Origin of the sequence: Sinanaerobacter sp. ZZT-01 (genome assembly GCF_035621135.1) — a bacterium.
Lineage (GTDB): Bacteria > Bacillota > Clostridia > Peptostreptococcales > Anaerovoracaceae > IOR16.
The window spans coordinates 1,018,581-1,044,287 of record NZ_CP141728.1 but is presented as its reverse complement, the minus strand read 5'-3'; the positions used below and the strand labels follow the sequence as shown (position 1 = coordinate 1,044,287).

Sequence of the window (25,707 nt, the reverse complement as noted above, 5' to 3'; positions counted from 1 at the left end):
GAATTTTAATTTTAAAGATAGGAAACTATTCATTAAAAAGATGTCTTAGTATTTGATCCGGATTGTCCAAAAATAATTTTGATAACTGATAGTGCTCCGTTTCTTGGTAGGGAACAAGCTTTATGTTAGATTCTGTAAGTTGATAAATTTGAGAATTGGGAAATGCCATTAGTATCGGAGAATGTGTTGCTATGATGAACTGTGAATTTTTCTTTATCAAAATATTTATTTCAGCCATAAGAGTCAGAAGTCTTGATGGCGAAAGGGCAGCTTCGGGTTCGTCGAGAATATAAATGCCATTGCCTTCAAAACGGTTTTGCACTAAGGCGAGGAAGCTTTCACCATGAGATTGTTCATGAAGAGATTTTCCTCCATAGCTGCTAAAAAGCTCTAAATCATCTACATTGGTGGCAAAATTGTAAAAGCTTTCCGCACGAAGGAAAAAACCATCCTTTGCAATGGATGATCTTGATATTGTCAAATACTTATATAAATCCGAATGGGTACTGCTTGTAGAGAAATTGAAATTTTTACTGCCGCCTTCTGCGTTAAATCCGTAAGCAACAGCGATTGCTTCGAGCAATGTAGATTTTCCGGTTCCGTTTTCTCCCACAAAAAAAGTAATATCATTTGTAAAAGGAATCTCTGCATTCTGCATAAGATGTCGAACAATTGGAAGATTGTAAAGATAGGACCTTCTGTCAACTTCTTGATTTAAAAAAATGCTGCTGATATATTTTCTTTCCACCAAATGCCCCCCTGTTTGATTATAAATGGTCTTTAATTTAATATAATAACACTTATTTTACACCAAGTTTATCATAGGAAACATGCATTTGCAATTTTGCACAGATGATCTTTATAAATAGTACAGTTTTAAGGATAAACTTTGTAAAAAAGGGGAAGAAAGGTATAGAAAGACATGAAAATGTAACATTTAAAATGCGGCTCAATTTTGATTTTATAGAGATAGTATGCTATAATATTGTGTTATTATATATGCTTATTTCATGAGTGTATATAGGATAATAAGGATGAAAAGAAAAACAGAAAAGTATCACATATAGAGATTATTAAGAAGGGATCATGAAAGATGGGGTTACTAGAAAAAATCTTTGGCGATTTGAACGCTAAAGAAGTAAAAAAAGTAGAGAAGATTGTTGATCAGATTGAAGCCTTAGACGAGCAGATGAAAGCACTTACAGATGAAGAGCTCAAAGCGATGACGCCAAAGTTTAAGGAGCGTCTGGCGGGAGGAGAAACCTTAGATGACATTCTGCCGGAAGCGTTCGCGGTATGCAGAGAATCTGCTTGGAGAAGCTTGGGACTGAAACATTTTCGCGTACAGCTAATCGGTGGCGTTGTATTGCATCAAGGACGGATTGCGGAAATGAAAACCGGTGAAGGTAAGACTTTGGTAGCGACCTTGCCTGTTTATTTGAATGCATTAGAAGGAAAAGGCGTACATGTTATTACCGTAAATGATTATCTGGCAAAACGTGATATGGAATGGATGGGAAAGCTGTATACTTTTCTAGGCCTGACCGTTGGCTGCGTGGTGCATGGAATTACCAATGAGGTTCGTAAGGCTGCATATCGTGCGGATATTACGTATGGAACAAACAATGAGTTTGGATTCGACTATCTTCGAGATAATATGGTTATCTATAAGGAAGACTTGACACAAACACAGCTGAACTTTGCGATTGTGGATGAAGTTGATAGTATTTTGATCGATGAGGCGCGTACTCCTCTGATTATTTCCGGACAAGGTGAAAAATCGACAGATCTTTATCATGTTGCAAATCGTTTTATCCGTACCTTCAAGCAGGATGTGGATTTTACCATGGAGGAAAAGGATAAGACCGTTTCCATTACAGAGGAAGGCGTTGCGAAGTGTGAAGAACATTTTAAAATCGACAATTTTTCCGACCCCGAGAACATGGAAATCAATCATCACGTTCACATTGCACTCAAAGCACATAACTTGATGAAAAGAGATGTAGATTACATTGTTAAAGATGGCGAAATTGTCATTGTCGACGAATTCACAGGGCGTTTGATGTTCGGCAGACGGTACAGTGACGGTCTGCATCAGGCGATTGAAGCAAAAGAAGGGATGGATATTCGCCAAGAATCTAAAACGTTGGCGACCGTTACTCTGCAAAATTATTTTAGAATGTATCAGAAACTTGCCGGTATGACAGGTACAGCTAAGACGGAAGAACAGGAATTCCGCGACATCTACAATATGGATGTTGTCGTGATTCCGACGAATAAGCCGATTGCAAGAGTAGATAAAGAGGACTCCATCTATGGAACAGAACGAGGCAAATTCAAAGCGATTGCGGAACAGATTGAAGCGCATCACAAGAACGGTCAGCCGGTCTTGGTCGGTACGATTTCGATTGAAAAATCTGAAGCAATCAGTGAAGTATTAAAGAAAAAAGGTATCAAACATAACATTTTGAATGCAAAACAGCATGAGAAAGAAGCAGAGATCATCGCTGAAGCCGGAAGACTGGGAGCTGTTACCATTGCAACGAATATGGCTGGTCGTGGTACGGATATCCTGCTCGGTGGTAACCCGGACTTTGAAGCAAAGAAAGAAATGAGAAAACAAGGCTTTGATGATACGGCGATTTCCTTTGCTTCCAGCTTTGTACCGCTGGAGGACCCTGAGCTCATTAAAGCGAGAAAAGAATATAACCGGTTATTGGAGCACTTTAAGAAGGAACGTGCAGATGAGCAGGAACAGGTAAAAGAGATAGGTGGCTTGCATATCATTGGTACAGAACGTCATGAATCAAGACGTATCGATAATCAGCTGAGAGGACGTGCTGGACGTCAGGGTGATCCGGGTTCTACTCAGTTCTTCATCTCCTTAGAAGACGAATTAATGCGTCTGTTCGGCGGCGAGCGTATTCAAGGGATTATAGACAAACTGCGTGTACCGGAAGACGAAGCGATTGAAGCAGGAATGCTTACCAAGTCTATCGAAAATGCACAGAAGAAAGTAGAAGGCCGGAATTTTGGAATTCGTAAGTATGTATTACAATACGATGATGTTATGAATAAGCAGAGAAGCATTATCTACAGCGAAAGAAGACGGGTTTTGAACGGAGAAGACCTGCGTGAGCATATGATGTCGATGCTTGAGGATATTGTAGATGAAAACATTGAAATCTGTGTAAGCGGTTCAAGATTCCCGGAGGAATGGGACATCGAAGGACTGAATACAAACATTCATAAGTATTGTTCAAAATTAGAGGACTTATCCTACGGTAAAGAAGAACTACAAGACTTGACCGCAGAAAAGCTTCGCAAAGATGTGATAGAAAAATTCCTTATTTACTATAAGCAGAAAGAAGAGGAAATCGGAGAAGAAAGAATACGTGAACTGGAGCGTATGATTTTATTGCGAGTCGTTGATACCAAGTGGATGGATCACATAGATGCAATGGATCAACTGAAATCCGGTATCGGTCTTCGTGCACTTGGGCAGGAAGATCCGGCGAGAGCTTATTCCAATGAAGGCTTTGATATGTTTGAGCTGATGATTAAATCCATCAAGGATGACACGGTAAAATTCTGTTTCAACGTTACCGTTCAGACGCAGACGCAGCGTAAGCAGATTATGAATGCCGGAGAGAGTTCAAAAGCTGAATTTAATGGCAGTATGGCCGGTGAATCGGGTAATGTTCCAGCGGAGACAAAGGTTCCGGAGCGTGAGAAAAAGCAAGAACCGGTGCATAAGGAGCCAACCGTCGGAAGAAATGACCCTTGTCCATGCGGAAGTGGGAAAAAGTATAAAAAATGCTGCGGTGCAAATATAAGTGATGCGGAGTAATTTTAGTGAAATAAACGTGTATTTGGTGACGTTAAAAAGATAATTGATTGAAGGGATGTGAAGAGAATGCTAGAATTGGATTCCATCAAATCGGAATTAGCATGCGAAATAAAAAATCTAAATGAATTGGGTGAGTCCCTTTGACGTGGCGAAGCTTGCCATCGATTTAGAAGAAATGAACTTTAAGGTGCAGATTGAAGGATTTTGGGACGATTTGGAGGATGCGCAAAAAACTTTAAAAGAAAAAAAGAGAGTAGAAACAAAGTTAGAGGAATTTAACGGTTTAAAGACACAGCTTGAAGATGTCGAGGTACTGATTCAGATGAGTGAAGAGGCCGGTGACGATTCCATGATAGAAGAGATTCAGGAAATTTACAAAGATTTTAAGGAAAAGGCAGAAGCACTTCGACTAAGAACGCTTTTAAATGGTCCTTATGATAGCAATAATGCAATTATTTCTATTCATGCTGGCTCCGGCGGATTGGATGCGCAGGACTGGGCAGAAATGCTTCTCCGCATGTATATGAGGTGGGCAGAAAAGAAAGAATACCGCATTCAGACGTTGGACTACCAAGGTGCAGATGAAGGCGGCATTAAAAGTGCGACATTGCGTATCGAAGGAGAAAATGCATATGGGTATTTAAAGAATGAAAAAGGAGTGCATCGAATTGTGAGAATTTCTCCGTTTGATTCCTCAGGAAGAAGGCATACGTCTTTTTCTTCTTTGGATGTTACTCCGGAGCTTGATGACACGGTTGAAGTGGAAATCAATCCTGATGATATCCGTGTAGACACTTACCGATCCAGTGGTGCAGGCGGGCAGCATGTCAATAAAACAGATTCGGCGATCCGTATTACGCATATCCCTACCAACATAGTAGTAACCTGCCAAAATGAACGTTCGCAGCATCAAAACCGTGAAGTAGCGATGCGCGTATTAAAAGGAAAGTTGTATGAATTGGCTTTGCAGGAACATAAGGATAAGGTTGATGAACTGAAGGGTGACTTTAGCCAAATCACGTGGGGGAGTCAAATTCGATCTTATGTTTTCCACCCTTATAATATGGTAAAGGATCACCGAACTGGAGCCGAAGTGAGCAATGTGTACGGTGTGATGGATGGAGATTTAGACTATTTCATCAATGAGAAGCTAAAACAGAAAGAAGAAGCAGAGTCATAAGATAGAATGAATTCGCAAGTTTTAAATAAGAATGAGAGCAGCCGAAATGGCTGCTTTTGTCTTTTAATACCAGTTATAAAATTACAAAGATATAAATTAATGGAATCACAAACCATATCTTACAAACATTGACAATAAAATAGGTTCATGATATATTATAGACAAGGGCATTCTGCATGGCAACAGCGGGGTGCCTTACTGTATTTCTAAAGAATTCCCATTAAATGTAATGCGGAAATTTGGATTAAGAGGAGGTATTTTATGAGCGTAGCAACGTTAAATGCAACAGTAAGAAACGGTAAAGCAAAGAAGAGCAGGAGAGAGGGGTTTGTTCCTGCCGTTGTTTATGGAAGAGGTGTAGAAAGTACACCAATTCAATTTTGCAATAAGGATATTATTAAGGTTATCAAGGAAAACGGAAGCAGAACAACTGTTAGAATAAAGATAGGTGATGAAACAAAGATCGGAATTGTCAAGGATATCCACTTTGATCCGGTTACGTCAGAAATGCAGCATTTGGATATACAACTTGTAGATAAAGACGAAATTGTGAATTGGGAGATTCCGATTACATTCAGCGGAAGAGAGCAGTTGAAATTAAAACGTTTGTTCCTTGAGACAAACTTGTCGCAAATAAAGGTAACCGGTAAGGTAAGCGATATTCCAGACTTTATCAATATAGATGTCAGTGAAAAAGAAGCAAATGAAGATATATTAATTGCAGATTTAAATTTGGATTCGACCGTAAAGACGGTTCGTCCGGCAGAGACCATCCTTGCAGTTGTAAAATATGCAGTTGTAAACTAAGAAAGAGAAATGATATTGAATTAATCATAAATGAAAAACACCTGCTGAGGAAGATCCAGCAGGTGTTTTTTTATACCATCGAAGTACAGGCTTCAATTAGATGAAAAGGGAAAAGAAGTATAGCCGCTTACCTGTTTTACCATTCATAGAAACCGTTTGCAAAGCGTATTCTTAACTAGGAATTTCGTTGGCATTTTTTGTGAGGTAGGGTATACTAATAGTAGAGTCTTTTGAAGGAGGATGCATGGGTGGATTTGAGAAAACGAAAACGATTTATCATTAATGCAGCATATTGTTCTCTAGTAGTAGGCATTGTTATAGTGGTATTTCGATATGCAATATTTTGGATTATGCCGTTTGTCGTAGGATTTTCAGTGGCATTTGTATTAAAGCCGTTGATTGACAGGCTGTCTAAAATGACTCATATCAATCGAAAACCAATAGCAGCAATGGTATTATTGCTTTTCTATGCGACTGTAGGACTTTTGATATTTTTATTTGGGCTGCAAGTGTTTTTTTCAATTCAGAAATTCACTTATCAAATACCTGATATTTACAATGAAAAGATGGAACCGGCATTGATCAGCGGTTATAAGAGTTTGGAAATTTGGGCTGCAAATTGGGACCCCAAAATAATGAATGCCATCAGTGAGGTTGCAAAGGATCTGCTCACTCAACTGGGCAGCTTGGTATCAAGCCTTTCAACTAAAATGCTTGCAATGATTTCAGGGATTGCGGTATGGGTGCCGGGTATGTTTGTCTCCCTGATTTTTACGATAATTTCTTCCTTTTTCATTGCAATGGACTATTATAAAATAACAAGTTTTATCGTTCGGCAGTTTAACCCCCAGCACCAAGGTTTGATATTGGATATAAAAGATTATGTGGTAAGTTCCATTTTTAAGTTTATCACTTCCTACGCATTAATCATGTCCATTACTTTTGCAGAGCTTTCCATAGGATTATCCATATTGAGAATCGAAAATGCGATTTTAGTTGCATTTTTAATCTCACTGGTGGATGTACTTCCGGTACTTGGAACAGGAGGTGTAGTCATTCCGTGGATTCTCATTGAATTGGCGGGGAAAAATTATTCGCTGGCCATAGGACTGCTTGTGCTGTACCTGTTTGTTACAGTCATGCGTAATATCCTAGAACCTAAAATTGTCGGAAATCGTGTAGGACTCCATCCGGTATTAATGCTGATTAGTATGTTTGTAGGTGTAAAGCTCTTTGGTGCTTTGGGCCTGATTATATTGCCGTTTCTTCTAATCGTTGTTAAAAATTTAAATGACAGCGAGAAAATACATTTATTTAAGTAAGGAGACATTAGTGTCATGATTTTGGAAAAGTTAGCACAGGAATTTCATTTAAAACAATCTCAAGTGGAGGCTACGGTGGGCCTGATTGATGATGGGAACACCATACCGTTCATTGCAAGATATCGAAAAGAAATGACCGGAGGGTTAACAGATGTTGTACTTCGAGATTTAGATGAGCGATTGACCTATCTTAGAAATTTAGATGAACGGAAGCAGGAAGTCATCCGATTGATTGAAGAACAGGGGAAGCTTACTGAGGAATTAAAAGAGGAAATTCTGAAAGCAGAAGTTCTGCAAAGAGTGGAAGACCTTTATAAACCATTTAAGCAGAAGAAAGCAACGAGAGCTTCAAAGGCAAGAGAGAAAGGGCTGGAACCTTTAGCCGTTATCCTGATGGCGCAGCAGCTGGAAAGCGGAACGCCGGAGGATGCAGCTACACCGTTTATAAATGAAGACTTGGGAGTAGAAACTATTGCAGATGCTTTGCAGGGAGCGATGGATATTATAGCAGAAATTGTGGCAGATGATCCAGACTATAACGCTGAAGTGCGGAGCATGACATTTGAGAAGGGACAAATTACTTCAGAAGCAGTTGATGCAGAGGAAAGCACAGTTTATGATATGTATTATGAACATTCTGAACGAATTTCCCAGATGCCGAATCACCGTGTGTTGGCTGTCAATCGAGGGGAAAAGGAAAAGAAGCTGAAAGTAAAAGTGAAAGCGCCGGTTGAAGCGGTTCATGAGTATTTAAAGGAGAAAGTAATCACGAATGAGAAATCGATTTTTACGGACTTGCTGTGTGATACAATAGCAGATGCATATAAACGGCTGATGGCACCTTCCGTTGAGCGGGAGATGAGAAACCTTTTAACGGAACGTGCCGAAAAGGATGCAGTTAAAGTTTTTGCAAAAAATACAGAAAAACTGCTGATGACTCCGCCGGTAAATGGTGCAAGAGTATTAGCAATTGATCCGGGATATCGTACAGGCTGTAAAGTCACTATGTTGGACGAGACAGGAAAATTACAAGCCTATGGCACGATTTATCCGACAGAACCGAAAAAAGACATCGCAGGAGCACAAAAGACACTGACCGCTTTGATTAAAAAATTTAAAGCAAATATTATTGTAATTGGAAACGGAACGGCTTCAAGAGAAACGGAAATCTTTGTAAGTGATTTGATTCGTCAGCTTGCTGAGCAAGGAATACAAGACTTACATTATACGATTGTCAATGAAGCCGGAGCTTCGGTATATTCAGCATCAAAGCTTGCTACAGAAGAATATCCGGATTTAGACGTAACGACAAGAGGAGCGATGTCAATCGGAAGAAGACTTCAGGACCCTTTGGCAGAGCTTGTCAAAATTGAGCCAAAGCATATTGGTGTAGGACAGTACCAACATGATATCAATCAAACACTTTTAAATGGAGCTTTGTCTAATGTGGTGGAGGACTGTGTAAACCGTGTGGGCGTTGATTTGAATACCGCTTCCCCTTCGCTGCTTTCCTATATTTCAGGTGTTAATTCAGGAATTGCCAAAAATATTGTGGCATACAGAGAGGAAAACGGTCGTTTTAAAAACAGGAAACAATTAATGAAGGTTGCGAAGCTTGGAGAAAAAGCATTTAAGCAGTGTGCTGGATTTATGCGCATTTCCGACGGAGAAAATCCGCTCGACGCTACCTCAGTCCATCCGGAATCTTATGAATCGGCAGAAAAAATGCTGGACAAGCTGGGAATTGAAAAGACAGAGATTGGAAAAGGCGGAGCCGATCAAATTGAAGAAAAGATCATTGAATTATATCCGGCTGAACGTAAAAAACCACAAAACGGCAACCTTAAAGGACTTGCAGCTTTAGCCGCATTAAAGACCGAGCCCAAAGAGGCAAAAAAGAGTTTACCGAAGAGCATCGAAAAAATGGCACAAGATTTGAACATCGGAGCTTTGACCTTAACCGATATTGTAGGTGAAATAAAAAAACCGGCAAGAGATCCGCGTGAAGGGATGCCGCCTGTTGTGTTCCGAAATGATGTGTTAAGTATAGATGACTTGAAAATCGACATGGAAATGACAGGGACGGTACGTAATGTCGTTGATTTTGGCGCATTTGTGGACATTGGGATTAAGAACGACGGCCTGGTTCACATTTCTCAGATGAGCAATAAATTTATTAAGCATCCTATGGATGTGGTTGGAGTCGGCGATACGGTGAAAGTGAAAATTTTAGGTATTGACCATGAGAAACAAAAGGTCTCGCTGACAATGAAATGGTAGAAAGAAAAGAGAAGAATCGATGAAGAAAAAAACAACAGTACTTTTTGATTTTGATGGTACGATTATGGATACAAACGATATCATCATAAAGTCATGGCAGCATACGTTTCAAACTTTAGAAGGGAGAGAGCGATCTTTAGAGGAAATATTAGAAACCTTTGGAGAACCACTTCGTATTACGATGGAGCGCGTTCTTCCGGATTTTGATACGGAAAAAGCGATAGAGATTTATCGCAGCTACCAGTTTGAGCATTATCGGGAACTGATAGAATTATTTCCTGGAATGAAAGAATTAATCGAAGGATTGAAGCAGAAAGGATATAAGTTAGGTGTTGTTACCTCACGATTAAGAAATTCCACTGAAATCGGATTGAAAAAATATGGTTTGATTGGATACTTTGATACCATTGTGACAGCAGATGACACAAATAAGCACAAGCCAGACCCGGAACCCATAAGGATTGCATTAGAAAAATTGAATTCTGAACCACAGGAAACTATAATGATCGGAGACAGCATGTTTGACGTTCTTTGTGCACAAAATGCAGGCGTAGAAGCTGTTTTAGTCAGCTGGGCTATGGCGACGGATGCACAGAGCAAACTTCAGGATGTGAAACCGGAACATGTGATTGAAAAAGCGGAAGAGTTATGGACCATTTTAAGATAGATAGGTTTGTATCATAAAAGTTATATGATATAAACATTTGTTACCCTTCATAAAATTGAGGATTGCTTTAATTATTTATAGGAGTCATTTCAGTTTATAGAATCCGTAAGAAGAAGGAGGAGTTGAATAGAATTGAAAGGAAAACAAGTGATTCTTTATTTTATTTGCGCGAATGCAGCAATCTGTCTGCTGAGTTTTATAGTGAACTTGGCATTCAGCTTAGGTGATGTGCATAAGGCTTTATATGGAATTATCCCAGACTACATATACATTTGGGGCTTTGCCGCTATCATACAATTCTTAAAAAGATTTTTTAAAAATGAGAAGGAAAACTCAGAGAGTTAGACACATTCATACTCAGCTCTGCTTCTTTAAGAGGTATGAGAAATTATGGTTCGAATTAAAAAAATACCTTGCGTGAATATGAGGTCTGCACAAGGTATTTTTTAATTCAGTTAAAGAAGTTCTTCAATTTCTTTTTCGAGCTGTTCTGGTTTATAAGCCGGGGAGTAGCGGGCTTTTACATTTCCACTTTTGTCGATCAGGAATTTACCGAAATTCCACTTAATATCTCCGCTTTTTTCAAGTGGTTTCAGATCTTTGACTTTGTTCTCAAAAGCTTTTGTTTCTTCATCACCGAGATCTTCAGGTGCTTGCTCTTTCAGCCAGACAAATAGTGGATCGGCATCCTTGCCATTGACATCTAATTTAGAAAAACGTGGGAATGTGGTGTTGTAGTTGATTGTGCAAAATTCTTCGATTTGTTCATCGCTTCCCGGGGCTTGCTCCAAGAATTGGTTACAAGGGAAATCAAGAATTTCTAAGCCTTCTGCATGGAATTTCTGGTATAGTTTCTCGATTGCTTCGTACTGAGGTGTTAGCCCGCATTTGGTTGCAGTATTAATAATCAGCAGAACCTTTCCTTTGTATTGAGATAGTGATACCATATCTCCTTGATTGTTCTTAACAGTAAAATCATATACATTCATAATATTTTCTCCTTTTCTATTTCTAATTTATTTAAATGCATTAAACTGCATTTTTTTCATCAAACTTGAAATGCTGGATTAAGTCCTTCAGAATAGAAGCCTGAGCGGACATTTCTTCGCTTAACGCAGCACTTTCTTCCGCAGTGGCACTATTTAGCTGAATGACCTCAGAAACCTGCGTGAGTCGGGTATTGACTTCAATAACAGCTTGCTCCTGCTCAATTGCGGCGTCTGCAATATGCTGAATCACTTCGGAAGATTTCTCAGAGCTTGAGATGATACTGTTTAAGGAATCGGCAGTTTCAGAAACAATTTCAGTTCCATTGGAAATGGCTGACATGGAATGCTCAATGAGTTCCGATGTATTTTTTGCACTTTCTGCGGATTTACCTGCGAGGTTGCGTACTTCATCCGCAACAACGGCAAATCCTTTTCCTGCTTCACCGGCACGTGCTGCTTCCACTGCGGCGTTTAGAGCGAGGATGTTTGTTTGAAATGCAATATCATCAATGTTCTTAATTATTTTTCCGATTTCACTGGAAGCGTAACTGATCTTATCCATAGCTTCAATCATTTTTTGCATTTGCTGTTTTCCTTGAGCAGAAGATATGCTGGCTTCTTCTGCAATATTCTTTGCTTCTTCCGCATCCTTTGACGTTTGTTGAATGTTGCGTGTCATGTCATTAACAAAGGAAGAGAGCTCTTGTATAGCAGAAGTTTGTTCTGTCGCACCTTGTGCCAAAGTTTGAGAGCCTGCTGATACTTGAACTGAGCCGCGAGAAACTTCATCGGATGAAGTATTAATCTGTGCCAATGTTTCGGAAATATTGATAGAAAATTTGTGTATGGAATCATTGATTCCAGATAGATCCCCTTGATAATTTGCTGCTGATTCTAAGATGAAGTTCCCATCTGAGAAATGTTTCATCGTAGTGTCAATGTCATAAAGGATATCGCTCAGGTTGTCAATGGTTTGTTTTGTTGCAATGGACAAGGTCTCCAGTTCATCTCCGGTATTTATTTCAGGGACCGAAGAATGCAGGTCCCCCTGACTGAGCAGGCTCAGACGCTGTGTGATACTTTTCAATCGGTCTGTTATCTTGCCGGCAATTACGGTTAATATGAACGTTCCCAGTGCACCCATAATGATACTGAATGCAATCATTTCGATCAGGGAAATGCGTTTCGCAGTCTGATATTGGCTGATTGTTTTTTCGATGTCTTCATAGTAGTTTCCGGTGCTGATATACCAACCGTAAGGCTCATATTTTTCTGTAAATGCACGCTTTTTAAAACTGCCTTCTCGGTTCGGTTTTGTAAAATAAAATTCCGTGTAATTTCCACCTTCATTTCCCGCCTGAATCAAACTTTGAATATAAAAATTTCCTTCAAGGTCTTTTGCGTCATATCGCTGCTGCCCTTCGTATTCAGGATTCATATGTACCACGCAGTCACCGTTTTCTAAGTCAGCCCAGAAATAACCTTCCCCGCCATTGTATCGAGTGTCACGGACAATTCGCTTGGCTGCTTCCATTTCTTCATCATGTGTAATTTCACCGTCCAAGTACCTTTGGTGATTCACATCTAATACGCTGATTAGATTTTCGATACTGGTTTTTATGACAGAATCAAACTTTTGCTGTTCCGCAGTTATTGCTGAATTATGGGCTTTTGTCAGTTCGATAAATGAAATGAGTCCTTGAATAAAGACGGCTGTAAAAATAAGAAAACTGAAAATAAGTACAAGCTTTGCTTTGATGGTTGTGTTCTTGATCATTAGTGTATTCTCCTCTATTCCATTTTTGAGATACGGTGGGTTGCATCACTGACTCCGTACATATTAAGATGCCCACATACAATATGCACTTCATAATCCCCTTATTCTCAATAGCTGTTCTGCTATTAGAAAGTTTACCCATTTTTCCAAAGCATAAACGAAAAAAGTTGCTTAAAAAATCTGAATTGGTGTTGAATTAGTTGTTATTAATGCAAGATCAACAGCAATAGCAGCTTTTCAGAACTTGAAGAATGGCCTCTACACGGTGGTCACTTATGGAATAAAAGATGCTCTGACCTATTTTTTTTGAGCTGAGAATGCCGTGTGCTTTTAGTACCGAAAGATGCTGAGAAAGTGCTGATTGCGTAATGTGCGCCACTTGATTTCCGATTTCACTGACACTGAGAGAGCTCTCCATGAGGATGCATAAAATCATAAGGCGGTTTTCATTAGCTAGAACTTTAAGAAGCTCTGTTACACGGGTCAAGTTCTCCTCTGCCATTAATACATCACGCTTAGTCTTCACATTACTGTCTGTTTCATTCATCTTTTGTTCCTCTCTTTCTATAAAATTTATATATGGGACTGTGAATCATTCAGTACCCTTAGTCGCTTTATGTCTCAGCTGGCAAATACCTTGTGTCATAGTTCCCATAGGGCAATAAACGCACCAAGAGCGTGGTTTATATAATGCCATAGTGATTAAGCCCAGCAGAGCAGATGTCAGCATCAAACTGTAAAAACCAAAAGAAAATTGTGCAACCCAAGGAGAAACAATTGAAACGTCAGTCCATTCCCAAGGAAGCTTAAATGTCCAAAATAGAGTAACGACCTCTTTCAATCCACGTGCTTCGGAAAATACCAGATAGGTTGAGAAGAGCATATTTCCAAACATAGTCAGAAAGAAAAGCAAAAAACCATATCGGAACCATTTTGAGCGAATCCACGACGGAATGGATCGGTGAGCGGACAAGTGAAGCTGATTGCCTAAGAGTGCAAAGAGCTGGCCACGGCCGCAGTAGTGATTACAATAATGTTTATTCCCTCCAATCAGCGCAAATAAGAGCGGCAGGATAAAACAGAGGATGCCAATCCATGCAAAGAGAATATTGAAAAATCCCAAGATCAGATAGATGGTTGTTACGATCCAGAGGTAATCATACCAATGTTTTTGTTGTCTCATTTATATCTCCTTTCTATCAACAATATGTATTACGGACGCAGGACAAGCTTTTTGACATTTGCCGCAGCCCACACATTTTGAATCATCTATGACTGCCAGACTTCCTTTAAAAATAGAAATTGCGTGAAGCGGGCAGACCTTTAAGCAGCTTCCGCACGCTACACATTCATTTGAAATTGAAGCTATTTTTTTTGCCATAATAAATCTCCTTATTAGAATATTAGTATATACTAATATATTAATATTTATAAAAAATGTCAATCATTTTTACAAGATTGACAAAATTTTTTTTCTGGAAAGAAGATAGGGAATTATTTAATTTGACCTTATTCATTAAGAAGTTTCTTAAAGAATAAAGCTTTATTTTATGAATCAGTACACGAATTGGGAAACATGGCACAATGGTTTCGTTTATAATAGTAGGCGGATAAAAATAAGGTCAGAAATTCAGCAACAGGAACGGCAATCCAAATCCCCGCTTCTCCAATCATTTTCGGAAGCATGATAATGGCAGCGGATGCAAATATGAGGCAGCGAAAAAGTGAAAGAATACCTGCAATGCGGCCATTACCAATAGAAGTAAAGAGGGTGGATATAAAAATATTGATTCCGGTAAATAAAAAACACCACGAAAAAAGAAACATACCATTTTTTGCGACTTGAATGACAGCAGTATCTTCTGTAAATATCTTTATCATGAATTCTCTTCCGGTGAGAGAGAGAAGAAAGATGACAATAGACATCCAAGCTAAGCTGATATAGGAGTGACGGAGAACCAACCGCGTGCGCCAGTCATTTTTTGCTCCGTAGCTGTAGCTGATAATCGGCGATGCACCGACGGAAACGCCCATGTAAATTGCAACGAGAAAATAATAAATAAACATGAGGATGGAAACGGCAGCAATACCGATTTCTCCTTGGTATTTTAAGATGCTGATATTGAAAAGAAACGTAATGATTCCTGTTGAAAGCTCTATCAGCATTTGTGAGCTTCCGTTGATACAGGAGCGTACGAAAAATATACCATCTGCAAGTGGTTTGGTCAGACGGAGGTTAGACCGTTTACTTAGGAAGTAAACAATGCCGATTGCTTCGGATAAAAGGATGGATAAAAAAGTACCTAAGGCGGCTCCCAAAATACCTAGATCCATTGGAGCTATAAACAGGTAGTCAAAAACAATATTAAAAAAAAGACCCGAAGTCGACATAAAAAAAGCAAGAGAGGGATTTCCGTCAATACGAGCAAAATGTTCGAGAAATAGTTTAAACATCATCGGAATGGTCATAAGTGCCGTTAAGAATCCATAAATTCGAGTGTAAGGCATTAGGATATCTGTGGAACCCAAAAGCTTTAAAATTGGATTTAAAAAAAACAAACAGAAAAAAGTAAGGATAAGACCGATGGCAAACAAGGCTAAAAGGGTAAAGCTGAATAAAGAATCTGCCTCTTTTTTCTTTTGTTCCCCAAGCTTAATTGCAATTAATGCGCCGGCTCCGGAGGCCAGCATAAGAGCAATTCCGTAAAAAACACAAGTAAGAGGGACAATGATATTGATTGCTGCTAGTGCATTTGCGCCGACAAAACGGGAGACAAAAAAACCGTCTACCGTCGTGTAAAAAGATAAGGTGATCATACTGATAATAGAAGGGAATAAAAACCGCAGGAACTGCGGATAGCTTTGTCGTTCATTAAATGCAGCTGATTCCATAAGAGGACCTCCGTTCTAGCTTAAAATAAAGGATAATCATAGTGTGATTTTCTATAATATAAGAATAAACCCTGTAGTAGCTATAGAGTCAAGTAAAAATGGAGGCATTGGCATGAAAATAGAGGTACACATATCTTGTATTTCATTAAAAAAATGAAAAAGAAAAGTGCGTCAAGCTGTGGCACAGCTTGACTTTAGCTAAATTATCATTTAAACTATTTAAATGTTTTTTTATAGCGTTATCTATGGATAAACTCTGATAAATTATTGTTTTAAAATTATATTAAAAATGGAGGATTTCAGCTAGTAAAAAGGTGCTGAATGGAATGCTAAAGAGGTGAATAGTCGTTGCAAAAATATATTTATATAGGTTGTGGAGGGTTTGCAGGTGCAATCATTAGGTATTCAATAAAGCAGATACAAATACAGAATTATTATGAACGAATCCCGTTAGACACCTTATTTATCAATATCAGCGGAGCTTTTCTGCTGGCATTTATTCTAACCGCTGCATCAAAAGCATGGAAAATCAATGCAAACATGCAAATGGGAATAACGGTCGGTTTCTTAGGTGCGTATACTACATTTTCAACATTCTGTAAAGAAACGGTGCTTCTTATACAGAGCGGGGATTACTTTGCAGCATTTTTTTATGTGATAATCTCTGTTGCATTAGGATTTGGAGCTGCTTGTCTTGGGATGAAATTTGCCCATAAAATCAAAACGGCAGCGTCCTAGGCAGGAAGAGAAAACAGGGGATTGAGATTCGATTATAGACGAGGAAATGTACGAAGGTTAGGAAGTGAAATATATGAATTTGTTTTTAGTTGGAATAGGAGGGTTTTTTGGAGCATTGACAAGGTTTCAATTAGGGAAAATGATCTCCAAAAGTTCAAAGACGGGGTTTCCTGTCGGAACATTTTTTGTTAATTTAACAGGAGCGTTTCTGTTGGGGGTAGTAAGCAGTTGTGGAATGGATAAAAACGTGTATCTTGTTTTGGGAGATGGATTTTTAGGTGCTTATACAACTTTTTCTACCTTTATGTATGAGGGCTTCCGATTATATCAGAAAAATGACAGGATCAATGTTTTCTTATATATTTTCATGACCCTTAGCTTAGGAATTATTGGCTATTTGATCGGCTTTGCAATCACGGCAGCAGTCACATTATAATGGAAAAGTAAAACTGAAACAGGTATTCGAATCTATAAAAAATCTCCCTCATATCCATTCGGAACAGAGGAAGATTTTATAAAGGTAGGATTTCCATATATTATTTTAGAACTGCATACACTCGATAGTATTCGGTGCAGTGTTCTCGTTCGTATTCATTGATACTTTGTCTTGCATAAACATCACCAGACAATGTGAGTCGATGAAGCTTTGCATAATTCAAAAGGGGAGCAAGCATTTTTTCAGCATCGCTTTGATACTTTACAACAGTAAACAAGCAGCGGCTCGCCCTTTCTTCTAAAATATCCTCTCCTGAAAAATCGAAATTTAAGTTTTGCGAAACACTTTTATCTAATACAATATAACGTTTTATCTGAAAAGGCTTTTCTTCATTCAAATTACAGTAAAAAGAAAAAGTTAGAAAAAAATCTAAGCTTTGATCGGAACGCAAGTCTTTTTGAAAGGCAAAGAGGCTATCCGAATAATTGCCATAGGTATTCTTTTTATAAAGAGCTGCCGGCATAGGGCGTATATCATATTTTTCATAGAACTGCAAAGATTCTGTATGAAGAGATTCCCAGTTTTCTAATTTAACTAAAAAATCTTTATAATATTGAATTTTTTCTTGGATCTGTACCTTTTTTGTTCCGATTAAAGCGGGGACTTCGTCTGCTCTCATACCATTAAATATTTCACGAATGTCTTTAATGGGAATGCCAATATCTCGATAAAACAGAAGATCAGTCAGCAGGAGAATATCTTTAAAGGTGTATTCCCGATAACCGTTGGAAGGATTTTTTTTCGGAAGTAAGAATCCCTCACTCTCATAATAACGTAATGTTTCCGGAGTAATTCCAAATAATTTTGAGACCTTACCGATATGCAGAGACATAACAATCCTCCTATGCGACAAGTGCAGTTTTTATCAAATAAAAAACATATAGGAAGCTTCTTCGTTTTGAAGGGACTCTTCTTCTACAAGGTCAGCTAAGGTTATGTGTGACAAGGTATCCAATATTGTTTTATCCAGCTGAGAAAATACTCGAGCCTGCATCGCTTTATCTACAAAAGGAGCTTTTTCATGCACCGTTTGTTCGGTTGGACGAAATAGAGAAGCTTCAATTGCAGAAAAAATTTGATATACAGTAATTTCTTTTGGATCTCGGTTCAGGCGATAACCGCCCTGCGGTCCTTTGATTGAAGTGACGAGCTCTGCCTGTCTGAGCAGGGAAAAAGCTTGTTCCAAGTATAATTTAGAAATACCGAGTGTCTCGGAGATTTTAATCAATGTAACAGTTTCGTTGTTAGCATGTATTAATGCCATATAAGTAAGCGCAGCCAAAGCATATCGGCTCTTCGCTGAGATTCGCATGATTTCCTCCTATATTTTTTTTGTAGTAGGAACGTGGTCTTACCTTATTATATCGAAAGGATTATGAAGTGTCAATACATAGTAAACATATATGCAATAAATTTTTTGTGATATAGAAATAGGAATCTTTGATTCTATCATTTCTATTTTTTTTATTTAATATTAAAAAATTGGAAAATAGATTGACAAATGGAAAAGATACGAATATAATAAAGCATATTAAACATGTATGAAATATAGGTTATAAATAAATGTGTGTAGGGATACACAGAAATGGAGGAAAGAAATGAGTAAGATTGTAAAGAGCTTAACAGACTTAATTGGAAGAACGCCGCTTATGGAGCTGTCTAACTATGAGAAAAAGAATGAATTGGAGGCATCTTTGGTTGGTAAGCTAGAATATTTCAATCCGGCAGGAAGTGTAAAGGACCGTGTGGGGAAGGCGATGATCGATGATGCAGAAAAAAGAGGCTTGTTAAAACCAGGTGCAGTAATCGTTGAACCGACAAGTGGGAACACCGGAATCGGGTTGGCGTCAGTAGCAGCAGCCAGAGGATATAAAATTATTTTAACGATGCCGGAGACCATGAGCGTTGAACGCAGAAATTTGTTAAAAGCATATGGTGCGGAAATCGTATTGACCGAAGGCGCAAAAGGAATGAAGGGTGCAATTGAAAAGGCAGAGGAGCTGGTCAAAACGATACCGGATGCATTTTTACCAAGTCAATTTGAGAATCCAGCAAATCCTGCAATTCATAAAGTCACAACTGGTCCGGAAATTTGGAATGATACGGACGGTAAAGTGGATATCTTTGTATCAGGAGTCGGAACCGGAGGTACGATTTCTGGTGTCGGAGCTTATTTAAAGGAGAAAAATCCACAGGTCAAAATAGTAGCAGTAGAACCTGCAAATTCTCCAGTGCTTTCTCAGGGAAAGGGAGGACCACATAAGATCCAGGGGATTGGAGCAGGATTTGTGCCGAAGACACTGGATACCTCCATCTATGATGAAATCATTGCGGTTGAAGATGAGGATGCATTTAAAGCAGGAAAAGAGATTGCGCATGCCGAGGGACTTTTGGTCGGCATTTCTTCCGGAGCTGCTGTTTTCGCAGCAACACAGCTTGCAAGACGTCCGGAAAATAAAGGAAAGCTGATTGTAGTACTGCTTCCGGATACCGGAGAACGTTATTTATCGACTCCTTTGTTTTCAGAATAAACATTGTAAAACTCTTTCAAAAAAAGTAAGATATAAAGTAAAAGAAAAGTGAAGTGCAGGTAGATGATATATCAGAAAAGAAAGAGGGAAATTCTATGCTGCGAGTGTATTACGGCAGAGAAAATTTGGATAAGGATCATTTCTTATTCGGAAAAATAAAAGAACAGCTGAAAGAAATTGCCAAACAGGAAGAAAAAAAGCATATTTTATTGATGGTACCAGATCAATTTACATTACAGGCGGAGCGAGATGCTTTCGCCTGTCTTGGTGTGCAAGGATTAATGGATTTGGAAGTTCTGTCTCAATCTCGTCTTGGAAGCAGAGTGGTACAGGAAACCGGAGGCAGTAACCGGCTTCACATTGATAAATACGGGCGGCATATGCTGCTTTCAAAAATTATAAAAGAGCAGGACACATCGTTTGATGCATTCCAAGGTATGGAGAAATCACACGCTTTTATTGAGCTGGTCAATGATTTCATTACTGAAATGAAGCAGTACAATTTAACGGCGGAGGAGCTGACGAAGTATCTTGCTGAAGTGGACCAAGATTCTTTGCTATACCGCAAGCTTTGTGATATTCAAAAAGTATATGTCTGTTATGAAGATGCTTTATCTGGGAATTACAATGACACAGAAGACAGTATGGCATTGTATGCCGAAAAAATATTAGAGTCACAATGGATTAAAAAATCTGAGGTTTGGATTTACGGCTTTGATTCTTTTACACCAAAGTCTTTGAAGATAATAGAATCCTTAATGCTGCAAGCAGGTACGGTAACCGTGATTCTGACAGACTGTAAAGAAAAAGTGAGGGATCAAGACCTCTTTGATTTATCTAAAAATATGATCTATCGCTTGGAAACGATTGCACAAAAAAACCAGCATGCGATTGAAATAACGGAAATTCCCGATTATTACCGGATAGAGGAAAAGAAGGAGGGGCAGTTTTCAGAAAAAGGTAAGATGAGCGAACTGATTCATTTGGAGCGAGAACTTTTTTCTTATCCGCAGAAACAATTTTTCGGGAAGTCAAATGCTGTTTTTTTCTGTGCTTGCGCCAACTTTTACGCAGAGGCTGAAACCGCTGCTGCAGAGATTATCTCACTTGTGAGAGAGCAGAGTATAAGATTTCGGGACATTGTAGTCATCTGTAATGATATAGAAGAACGTGGATCTGTTCTTAAACGAGTATTTCAGCAGTATGAAATTCCTTTTTTTCTCGATCAAAAACGAAGCATTTTGCACAATCCCGTTATTCGTCTCATATCGGCACTCCTGTCTCTTATCGAAGGGAAGTATCGTTATGAAGAGGTATTCGAATGTGTAAAGACAGGGTTGTTTTTTTCCGAGGAATTTACGCTTGACGATTTGGAAGCGTTAGAAAATTACTCGATTCAATATAAGGTGAGAGGAAGCCGATGGAAAAGTGACTTTGCGTATGGAAAAAAAGAGTGGGGAGAAGAGAAGCTTGCGGAACTCAATCGAATGCGGCATGCATTCTACTCTGTAATTGAGCAGCTCAGGATTGCATTTCAGAATGCTCAAACTGTGAAAGAACAAACAGCTGTACTTTATCAATTTTTAAATGAATCTCTCTATTTGCCTTTAAAATTAGAAAAATTGCAGCAAGAATTGATTGACAGAATGGAATATGAGTATGCGGAGGAGGTTGCACAGGTTTGGGATGTTGTGATTGGCATGCTTGACCAGCTCGTTGAGCTTTTGGGAAAAGAGAAGTTAGATGTTCAGGAATATGCGTCCCTTTTATATTCAGGCTTTGAAGCAGTAGAAATAGGACTGCTGCCGCCTACGGCAGATCAAGTTTTAGTTGGCACAATGCAGCGTACTCGTACAGGGAAAATAAAAGCACTTCTTGTTTTAGGTGCAAATGAAGGAATTCTTCCTTCCGGGCAAAAGGAAAAAGACTTATTAAATGAAGACGAAAAGGCAGTGCTGATGCAAAAGGGTATTGAAATCTGCAAGGATGACAGTTTGCGTGTACAAGAAGAAAAACTTGCGATTTATAAAACCATATCCAAGCCGACGGATTTTATGTGGATGAGCTATACCGTTTCAGACTTAGAAGGAAAAGAGAAGAGAGCATCGATTGTATTTGAGAAGCTGCATGAGTTGTTTCCTGCAGTAGCGGTAAAAAAAGACATTCAGAATCAAGAAGATACAATGCAAAAAATTCAAAGAGCGTACAGCACAGCGAACTATTTGACGGAGGCACTGCGTGAAGCTTCGGACGGCAGAGAGCTTCTTAAACAGTGGAAAATTGTATATAACTGGTTTTTAAAAAATGCAGAGAAAAACGAAGAAGGAAAGCTGCCTGGAATGATTTCGAGCTTACAAGCAGGTCTTTTGTACGAAAATCGTACTGAAAAATTGCAACGCAATTTAGTGGAAGCACTTTATAAAAAGGATGGGTGGGAGGATTTTTTGTTGAGTCCGTCAAGGCTGGAGCGGTTTTCCCGCTGTCCTTTTTCCCATTTCATTCAATATGGACTCCGTCCGGCAGAACGACGTATTTTTGAAATCGCTGGTCGGGAAGTCGGGGATGCTTATCATGAGTGCTTAATGCGGTTTTCACAAGCCTTGACGGTTGATGGTATGGAAATAACCGATGAAAAATCACCGTGGATGGCTTTGACAAAGGAAAGCTGTACCAACCAGATCAATGCTTTGATGAGAGAGATTGCAAAGGAATACCGAGAAGGTATTTTTTCACAAGGAGAAGAAGAGAATTATCGATTAGAGAGAATGAGCGATGTGTGCAGTGATGCAGCCTGGGCATTGGTTTCCCATGTACAAGCCGGCCACATCAAGCAGGTGTATTTTGAAGCAGAATTTGGGATTGGAAAAGAAAAAGCGTTTCCTCCTGTTATTGTGGATGTGCAGGGAACGGCGGTTCGAATTGAAGGGAAAATTGACCGTGTGGATATTCTTTCCGGGGAAAAAAATTCTTTTATAAAGATCATTGATTATAAATCAGGTAAAGAACGTTTTGATTTAGAGGAAGCAAAAAAAGGCTGGCGTCTGCAATTGATGCTCTATTTAGAAGCAGCTATGGGTGGCGTTGAAAGAAAAGAAGAAAAACCGAAACCTGCCGGCGTTTTTTATTTTGAAATCGCTGAGCCGATGCTGGACGCAAGTGGTTTATCGGAAGAAGAATATATGCAGATACTGAACGAAAAGCTTGCCCGTACCTTTAAGCTAGACGGTGTCCTCTTGGATGATCCGGATGTTATTAAAGGAATTGGTGGAGAATTTACGGGGTTCTCCGATATTATTCCGGTTCGTAAAAAGAAGGATGGAACTTGTTCCGGAACTTCAGAAGGAAAACTTTTGGATGAGGGAGAATTTGAAAATTTCCGCGAACAAGTACATCATACGATAGAGGACTTGTGCAGTGAATTGGTTTATGGAAATTTAGAGATTCAACCTAAAAAAACCAAGATGACAACCGCTTGTGAATACTGCAAGTTTAAAGGAATTTGTCATTTTGATTTGTCTTTTAAGGGATGCAGATACGCAAAGTAAATATAAGCTTCCCCTTTTACTTTACCTGTCGTAGTAATTATGGAATAGCACAACTACTACGACAGATAAAGTATTTATTAAAAAAATATAAAGGCAAGTATTTCAAAGGCAAGATTAAGAGCAGATAGACAGCATAATAGAAGGCAGAAAAACAAGAAATATAAAAGAAAGGGATTGGTATTGCACAAAACGAAAGAATATGGTAATATAATCAATGGCGAGAATATGCTTCTGTGGCTCAGCTGGTAGAGCAACGCATTCGTAATGCGTAGGTCGCCGGTTCAAATCCGGCCAGGAGCTCCAAAAAAGATAGACCTGTTTTTTAACAGATAGGTCTATCTTTTTCTATGCCCAAAAGTAGCTTTAGAAGAGGTTCCGACTGACGATAGGAAGAAGGAACAAATAACCACCAGCTATGCTGGTGAGGTTGAAAGGCTTTAGCTTCAAGCAGAAAAAGAAAGCCTCCAATGTTACAATGATGCTGGTTTGCCGACCGCACCAAAACAAAGGAGGTATCCAATATGGATAAAGAAAGCTTAACACATAGTGCAAACTTAAAATATAAATATGGAAATAGGGATTTTTGGTGTCGAGGGTATTATGTAGATACGGTAGGAAAAAATGCGAAGAAAATAGAAGAATATATAAAAAATCAATTCAGTGCATCTTGAGATGCATGCTGGTAGATAAAATTATCGTGGGGCAGAAAACCACCGTGGATGGTGTGGAACGGCAGGGAAGAAAAAAGCAGGGCATCACGGAACACAAAACCTAAGTGCTCTGCTTCACTCTTGGAAACTATTGGAAGATAATCTCTCTAACTACGCAGATATGAAAATTCTCATGTTTAATGGGTAAATGCTTATAACCTACAGCCGATGATATGCTATTTTTCTGGATCAAAAGAACAGTGGACATGCATTACTTTCCATTCGTTATGAATGCACTCTAAATACATAGTAGTTCTAACTGCTGGAACAGGAAAACTTTTGTACTTGGCTATGAAACATAAGCAAGCGGAGTCTATTTTATGAAACACATATAAATTCTCAATTATAAGCGGCTCTACTCCACCTGACTCCGTTGCCTTTGTTCCATATTGCACCCCTGTCCAAAATATAAATTTGCTACCTTACCTACATATCGAAAATTATTCGTAGCTAATAATTACTGTACCTAAGATTTTATCATGCGGAACAATCAAGCACTGTTCTATCGCTTTCCAATGAGTTTCATACAACTGTTTTTGAGCTTTACCATAATTTTCATCTGTGTTGAATTCCCAATAGAGTGCATAGCGAACACATTTTACAATACGAGTAAGTTTGTCGGGTTGAAGTCCATCCTTAATCGTTTTCATATCCTTTATATAGTGTGTACGCTGTACAAGTCGAAGAGATTGACAACCATCTATTGCCCTCATCATTTGTGTAGCATTTTTCATAATAGCTTCAAAATCATCCGTCTTATCTGGCTTTACCTGATAAATACTAATTTCTGAAAAAGACATCCTCCTACCTCCTTGAAAATCCTATAGTTATATAAATAATCAGTAGCTCAATTATTGTTAAAGTTATAATACCATATGTTGCTGTGAGTCTCCACAGCCTTTATGCAAGCATTGACTGGACTATACTTGGCTTATAGAGAAATCAAGAGCCATTGCACCTAAAATTAAGTGCAACGGCTCCATTTCATAACTAATGAGATTGCCGCTACATCAGAACGTGTAGCGACTCGTTTTACCCATTAAAACAGACTTAATTGAGTTTGCGGCAACTCCAACTGCGAGGCATAGTCAAACACCTCTTTGGTATCCGTGAGAATACCATGCGCCTTGCAAAAATCCGTTACAAGTTTTCCAAGCACCTTGCTGTTTGGAGATTTTATGCCATAGGACGACCCAAAGCTGTGCATATACTGCCGCTTCATGCCAGGAAAATGCGCATCAAGTTTTTTGTAAAAATACTCCCGATTGCCGCTGCGCAGGGTCATACCGATGCCAAAGCTGATGATGCCTTTTACTCCCGCATCACTGCAGTAGTTTAGCAGACCACGGATGTTTTCATCTGTGTCGTTGATAAAGGGCAGAATCGGTGTCATCCATACTACTGTGGGAATGCCTGCTTTTTGCAGCTCTTTCAGCACCTCAAAACGACGGCTGGTGACCGCCACATTTGGCTCTAAAATCCGACAAAGGTCATCATCGTAGGTGGTGAGCGTCATCTGCACCACACACTTTGCTTTCTGGTTGACGGACTGAAGCAGGTCAATGTCACGGAGTATCAAATCGGATTTGGTGATGGTGGAGAAGCCAAAGCCATACCTGTCAATCAGCTCCAAACAGGTGCGCGTCATGCATTCTGTTTTTTCAAGAGGCATATACGGATCGCTCATGGAGCCTGTTCCAATCATGCAGGGGACCTTCTTTTTGCGGAGTGCTGCCTCCAAAAGCTGTGGGGCATTTCGCTTGACGGCGACATCCTCAAAGGTGAAGGTCATACCGTAGCAGTTGCTGCGAGAATCGCAGTAAATGCAGCCGTGAGTACAGCCACGATAGAGATTCATTCCGTTTTTTGGAGATAATATAGATTTGGCTTCAATATCGTGCATGGGATGACCTCCTTATATAT

General features: G+C 39.1%; 22 protein-coding genes, 1 tRNA gene, 1 pseudogene and 1 riboswitch. Of the genes and pseudogenes, 13 read left to right on the top strand and 11 right to left on the bottom strand.

Features of this window, described 5'->3' with window-relative positions:
* Window positions 1-25 precede the first annotated feature (25 nt).
* Window positions 26-751 carry an AAA family ATPase gene (locus U5921_RS05195; protein WP_417765041.1) on the bottom strand — a complete coding sequence of 242 codons (726 nt, stop codon included), beginning with the start codon at window positions 749-751 and terminating at the stop codon, window positions 26-28.
* Window positions 752-1,093: 342 nt separating this feature from the next.
* Here U5921_RS05195 and secA point away from each other — a divergent pair, with 342 nt between their 5' ends.
* The 7 genes from secA to U5921_RS05160 all read left to right on the top strand — a co-directional run bounded on the left by secA (window position 1,094) and on the right by U5921_RS05160 (window position 10,451).
* Window positions 1,094-3,850, top strand: a complete 2,757-nt coding sequence (gene secA, locus U5921_RS05190; protein ID WP_324825404.1) for a preprotein translocase subunit SecA — start codon at window positions 1,094-1,096, stop codon at window positions 3,848-3,850.
* 66 nt (window positions 3,851-3,916) lie between these two features.
* Window positions 3,917-5,030 (top strand): peptide chain release factor 2 gene (gene prfB, locus U5921_RS05185; RefSeq protein ID WP_324825403.1). Its coding sequence is split into 2 segments (ribosomal slippage): window positions 3,917-3,982 and window positions 3,984-5,030, totalling 1,113 coding nucleotides; the frame shifts between segments, so codons are not numbered across the junction.
* Between the two features lie 261 nt (window positions 5,031-5,291).
* Window positions 5,292-5,837: a 50S ribosomal protein L25 gene (locus U5921_RS05180; RefSeq protein WP_324825402.1), complete on the top strand. Its 546-nt coding sequence runs from the start codon at window positions 5,292-5,294 to the stop codon at window positions 5,835-5,837.
* A 248-nt stretch (window positions 5,838-6,085) separates the two neighbouring features.
* Window positions 6,086-7,159, top strand: coding sequence for a sporulation integral membrane protein YtvI (ytvI, locus tag U5921_RS05175; RefSeq protein WP_324825401.1), 1,074 nt, complete (start codon window positions 6,086-6,088; stop codon window positions 7,157-7,159).
* A gap of 15 nt (window positions 7,160-7,174) precedes the next feature.
* Window positions 7,175-9,439 (top strand): Tex family protein, encoded by a 2,265-nt coding sequence (locus U5921_RS05170; RefSeq protein ID WP_324825400.1) that lies wholly within the window; start codon window positions 7,175-7,177, stop codon window positions 9,437-9,439.
* 19 nt (window positions 9,440-9,458) lie between these two features.
* Complete coding sequence (ppaX, locus tag U5921_RS05165; RefSeq protein WP_324825399.1) at window positions 9,459-10,106, top strand: pyrophosphatase PpaX; 648 nt, start codon at window positions 9,459-9,461, stop codon at window positions 10,104-10,106.
* A gap of 132 nt (window positions 10,107-10,238) precedes the next feature.
* The gene (locus U5921_RS05160; RefSeq protein ID WP_324825398.1) at window positions 10,239-10,451 is read left to right on the top strand and encodes a hypothetical protein; all 213 of its coding nucleotides are present in this window, start codon (window positions 10,239-10,241) and stop codon (window positions 10,449-10,451) included.
* Window positions 10,452-10,561: 110 nt separating this feature from the next.
* Here the strand turns inward: U5921_RS05160 and U5921_RS05155 are convergent, their stop codons facing one another.
* From U5921_RS05155 to U5921_RS05130, 6 genes are all read right to left on the bottom strand, one after another.
* Window positions 10,562-11,095, bottom strand: coding sequence for a glutathione peroxidase (locus tag U5921_RS05155; protein ID WP_324825397.1), 534 nt, complete (start codon window positions 11,093-11,095; stop codon window positions 10,562-10,564).
* Window positions 11,096-11,135: 40 nt separating this feature from the next.
* Window positions 11,136-12,872, bottom strand: a complete 1,737-nt coding sequence (locus U5921_RS05150) for a methyl-accepting chemotaxis protein (protein WP_324825396.1) — start codon at window positions 12,870-12,872, stop codon at window positions 11,136-11,138.
* Between the two features lie 26 nt (window positions 12,873-12,898).
* Window positions 12,899-12,982: riboswitch (cyclic di-GMP riboswitch) on the bottom strand.
* 107 nt (window positions 12,983-13,089) lie between these two features.
* A complete protein-coding gene (locus U5921_RS05145; protein ID WP_417765040.1) occupies window positions 13,090-13,419 on the bottom strand; it encodes an ArsR/SmtB family transcription factor in 330 nt (109 codons plus the stop codon).
* A gap of 45 nt (window positions 13,420-13,464) precedes the next feature.
* The gene (locus tag U5921_RS05140; protein ID WP_324825395.1) at window positions 13,465-14,055 is read right to left on the bottom strand and encodes a 4Fe-4S binding protein; all 591 of its coding nucleotides are present in this window, start codon (window positions 14,053-14,055) and stop codon (window positions 13,465-13,467) included.
* Window positions 14,056-14,253: an ATP-binding protein gene (locus U5921_RS05135; RefSeq protein ID WP_324825394.1), complete on the bottom strand. Its 198-nt coding sequence runs from the start codon at window positions 14,251-14,253 to the stop codon at window positions 14,056-14,058.
* Window positions 14,254-14,420: 167 nt separating this feature from the next.
* Complete coding sequence (locus U5921_RS05130; RefSeq protein WP_324825393.1) at window positions 14,421-15,764, bottom strand: MATE family efflux transporter; 1,344 nt, start codon at window positions 15,762-15,764, stop codon at window positions 14,421-14,423.
* Window positions 15,765-16,112: 348 nt separating this feature from the next.
* Between U5921_RS05130 and crcB (U5921_RS05125) the strand changes: the two genes are divergently transcribed.
* Together crcB (U5921_RS05125) and crcB (U5921_RS05120) are read left to right on the top strand one after the other, a co-directional pair.
* A complete protein-coding gene (gene crcB / locus U5921_RS05125) occupies window positions 16,113-16,502 on the top strand; it encodes a fluoride efflux transporter CrcB (RefSeq protein ID WP_324825392.1) in 390 nt (129 codons plus the stop codon).
* Window positions 16,503-16,575: 73 nt separating this feature from the next.
* Window positions 16,576-16,938 (top strand): fluoride efflux transporter CrcB, encoded by a 363-nt coding sequence (crcB, locus tag U5921_RS05120; RefSeq protein WP_324825391.1) that lies wholly within the window; start codon window positions 16,576-16,578, stop codon window positions 16,936-16,938.
* Window positions 16,939-17,038: 100 nt separating this feature from the next.
* On the opposite strand, the gene U5921_RS05115 is transcribed toward crcB (U5921_RS05120), so the two are convergent.
* Entirely contained in the window at window positions 17,039-17,830 is a 792-nt protein-coding gene (locus tag U5921_RS05115; protein ID WP_324825390.1) for a MerR family transcriptional regulator, read from the bottom strand.
* 33 nt (window positions 17,831-17,863) lie between these two features.
* A complete protein-coding gene (locus U5921_RS05110) occupies window positions 17,864-18,310 on the bottom strand; it encodes an Rrf2 family transcriptional regulator (protein WP_324825389.1) in 447 nt (148 codons plus the stop codon).
* Window positions 18,311-18,596: 286 nt separating this feature from the next.
* On the opposite strand from U5921_RS05110, the gene cysK reads away from it, so the two are divergent.
* The 4 genes and pseudogenes from cysK to U5921_RS05090 all read left to right on the top strand — a co-directional run.
* Window positions 18,597-19,529 (top strand): cysteine synthase A, encoded by a 933-nt coding sequence (gene cysK, locus U5921_RS05105; RefSeq protein WP_324825388.1) that lies wholly within the window; start codon window positions 18,597-18,599, stop codon window positions 19,527-19,529.
* Between the two features lie 95 nt (window positions 19,530-19,624).
* Window positions 19,625-23,074 (top strand): PD-(D/E)XK nuclease family protein, encoded by a 3,450-nt coding sequence (locus tag U5921_RS05100; RefSeq protein ID WP_324825387.1) that lies wholly within the window; start codon window positions 19,625-19,627, stop codon window positions 23,072-23,074.
* Window positions 23,075-23,301: 227 nt separating this feature from the next.
* Window positions 23,302-23,377, top strand: a tRNA-Thr gene (locus U5921_RS05095).
* A gap of 245 nt (window positions 23,378-23,622) precedes the next feature.
* Window positions 23,623-23,745: pseudogene (locus tag U5921_RS05090) on the top strand (transposase); the annotation flags it as partial.
* A 479-nt stretch (window positions 23,746-24,224) separates the two neighbouring features.
* Here the strand turns inward: U5921_RS05090 and U5921_RS05085 are convergent.
* Together U5921_RS05085 and U5921_RS05080 are read right to left on the bottom strand one after the other, a co-directional pair.
* Window positions 24,225-24,584: a hypothetical protein gene (locus U5921_RS05085; RefSeq protein WP_324825386.1), complete on the bottom strand. Its 360-nt coding sequence runs from the start codon at window positions 24,582-24,584 to the stop codon at window positions 24,225-24,227.
* A gap of 239 nt (window positions 24,585-24,823) precedes the next feature.
* Window positions 24,824-25,687 (bottom strand): SPL family radical SAM protein, encoded by an 864-nt coding sequence (locus U5921_RS05080; RefSeq protein ID WP_324825385.1) that lies wholly within the window; start codon window positions 25,685-25,687, stop codon window positions 24,824-24,826.
* Between the last annotated feature and the right edge of the window lie 20 nt (window positions 25,688-25,707).

What these genes read in the sequence shown, in the direction of transcription:
- U5921_RS05085 (WP_324825386.1), bottom strand. Translation starts at nt 24,584, where the DNA reads ATGTCTTTTTCAGAAATTAGTATTTATCAGGTAAAGCCAGATAAGACG.
- U5921_RS05170 (WP_324825400.1), top strand. Translation starts at nt 7,175, where the DNA reads ATGATTTTGGAAAAGTTAGCACAGGAATTTCATTTAAAACAATCTCAA.
- U5921_RS05150 (WP_324825396.1), bottom strand. Translation starts at nt 12,872, where the DNA reads ATGATCAAGAACACAACCATCAAAGCAAAGCTTGTACTTATTTTCAGT.
- secA (WP_324825404.1), top strand. Translation starts at nt 1,094, where the DNA reads ATGGGGTTACTAGAAAAAATCTTTGGCGATTTGAACGCTAAAGAAGTA.
- U5921_RS05140 (WP_324825395.1), bottom strand. Translation starts at nt 14,055, where the DNA reads ATGAGACAACAAAAACATTGGTATGATTACCTCTGGATCGTAACAACC.
- crcB (WP_324825391.1), top strand. Translation starts at nt 16,576, where the DNA reads ATGAATTTGTTTTTAGTTGGAATAGGAGGGTTTTTTGGAGCATTGACA.
- U5921_RS05100 (WP_324825387.1), top strand. Translation starts at nt 19,625, where the DNA reads ATGCTGCGAGTGTATTACGGCAGAGAAAATTTGGATAAGGATCATTTC.
- cysK (WP_324825388.1), top strand. Translation starts at nt 18,597, where the DNA reads ATGAGTAAGATTGTAAAGAGCTTAACAGACTTAATTGGAAGAACGCCG.
- ppaX (WP_324825399.1), top strand. Translation starts at nt 9,459, where the DNA reads ATGAAGAAAAAAACAACAGTACTTTTTGATTTTGATGGTACGATTATG.
- U5921_RS05145 (WP_417765040.1), bottom strand. Translation starts at nt 13,419, where the DNA reads ATGAATGAAACAGACAGTAATGTGAAGACTAAGCGTGATGTATTAATG.
- U5921_RS05130 (WP_324825393.1), bottom strand. Translation starts at nt 15,764, where the DNA reads ATGGAATCAGCTGCATTTAATGAACGACAAAGCTATCCGCAGTTCCTG.
- U5921_RS05110 (WP_324825389.1), bottom strand. Translation starts at nt 18,310, where the DNA reads ATGCGAATCTCAGCGAAGAGCCGATATGCTTTGGCTGCGCTTACTTAT.
- U5921_RS05135 (WP_324825394.1), bottom strand. Translation starts at nt 14,253, where the DNA reads ATGGCAAAAAAAATAGCTTCAATTTCAAATGAATGTGTAGCGTGCGGA.
- U5921_RS05180 (WP_324825402.1), top strand. Translation starts at nt 5,292, where the DNA reads ATGAGCGTAGCAACGTTAAATGCAACAGTAAGAAACGGTAAAGCAAAG.
- U5921_RS05155 (WP_324825397.1), bottom strand. Translation starts at nt 11,095, where the DNA reads ATGAATGTATATGATTTTACTGTTAAGAACAATCAAGGAGATATGGTA.
- U5921_RS05080 (WP_324825385.1), bottom strand. Translation starts at nt 25,687, where the DNA reads ATGCACGATATTGAAGCCAAATCTATATTATCTCCAAAAAACGGAATG.
- U5921_RS05115 (WP_324825390.1), bottom strand. Translation starts at nt 17,830, where the DNA reads ATGTCTCTGCATATCGGTAAGGTCTCAAAATTATTTGGAATTACTCCG.